The following is a 1,353-nucleotide window of genomic DNA, read 5'->3' on the forward strand; positions in this document are numbered from 1 at the left end:
TTCGAGCACTACAACGAGCAGCATCCGCACAGCGCCATGAACTATCGCTCACCGAGGGAGTTCAGGCGCTTGGCAGCGGCATCAAATTAACAGGGAGTTGGTGTCCGGTTTTGTAGGGGCAAGTCCAAAACGCGAGTTCCCACCATTGAGACTTAGGGTCATTTTTTGATGAAAGCGGTTCCGCAGCCTGGCAACCGGCAATGAGCAAAATGCCCAGTAGCATGATGAGTCGTTTCATTACCAAAGCGTCCAGTCAGGTACATGAGGGTGTTGCACGCGGATCGCGTCCTGCGTGGGGGCATTAATGTAAACAGCCTTTAGACCGCTACCATCGTTTCTACCTAAAGGGTGGTTCCAGTTGGCGGACGTATGGATGTACTTCAGTTGCAGCAGTCGTTCATCTTGCGGTGTGGTGCTGTAGTCGCCCGCGACAAACCTGTCACACAGCGCCTGAAGTTCAGCTGGAACCGCCAGATCAGGCGAATTAGGGATATCGTTGAAACGAACGCCTTTTTCCTTCGCCAAGTGATGCATCACTCGCAGATACACCCTTGAAAGCATGCCACTCACGGGACGCTTGAGCTGCAACGCAGCGTAGACACGTTTTGTTCCTGGGCTGAGCCGGTCTTGCGGGGCATTCGGTAATTCGAACGCAGCGGGTGTGACAACCTCCAGTAACTGCGATGGCCAGCCTTGGGAGACCCACAGGCTTTTTACACTCGCCGCATCCCGGTAAATCGACGTGGTGACGACATCTGTATTGAGTGGTACTTCGAGCGCCTGCATGGGGCTGATCAGCACACACTCTTGTGCCTCTTTGAGGTAGCCGCCGCCGATGTCTGAATGGACGCCGGGCACCCTAATTTCTGGGAATGCGGGTTTGATTCGACTGAGGGCAAAGTTGGCTCGGCATTCGTCACGTGCGACCAGTTGGACGACGTCTGTGAAAAAACGACGATCGAGGTAGAGTTTGATGCCTGTTGCGATGGGGCTTTTGATATTCCCCAAATTGGACCACCCGGCAATCGATGGCACGGTATCGAACAGGCCGATAAAGCCCATGTGAATGCCGCTTTTGTATTGGTCGTTGAAAGTTGCGCTGTAGGCGTTGGGGTTGCTGCGCAGGACATCCCCTAAAGGGCCCTGCTTGGCGCGTACGATTTCATTGGCAAAGTGCCGAGCAGCTGCGGCGCCACGGCTGAAGCCAAAGGTGTCGAACGTCAGTGTGTAGTGGTCAACTAATTCCGGACACCTCGATAGGTGATTTTGACGCCGTCGCCCGTTCGTAAACGGTCGGTGGCAGATATCCCAGTTTCGAGTGCAGCCGTTCGTTGTTGTAAAACCCAACGATGT

1 protein-coding gene is annotated in these 1,353 nt (G+C 54.4%); it reads right to left on the reverse strand.

What is annotated here, in order from left to right; genetic code table 11:
- Positions 1-237 precede the first annotated feature (237 nt).
- Positions 238-1,353 (reverse strand): phospholipase effector Tle1 domain-containing protein (locus tag FQ187_RS29845; RefSeq protein ID WP_149632227.1); only part of this gene is annotated, 1,116 nt, incomplete at its 5' end.

Origin of the sequence: Pseudomonas sp. ANT_J28, assembly GCF_008370005.1 — a bacterium.
Classification (GTDB): domain Bacteria; phylum Pseudomonadota; class Gammaproteobacteria; order Pseudomonadales; family Pseudomonadaceae; genus Aquipseudomonas; species Aquipseudomonas frigoris.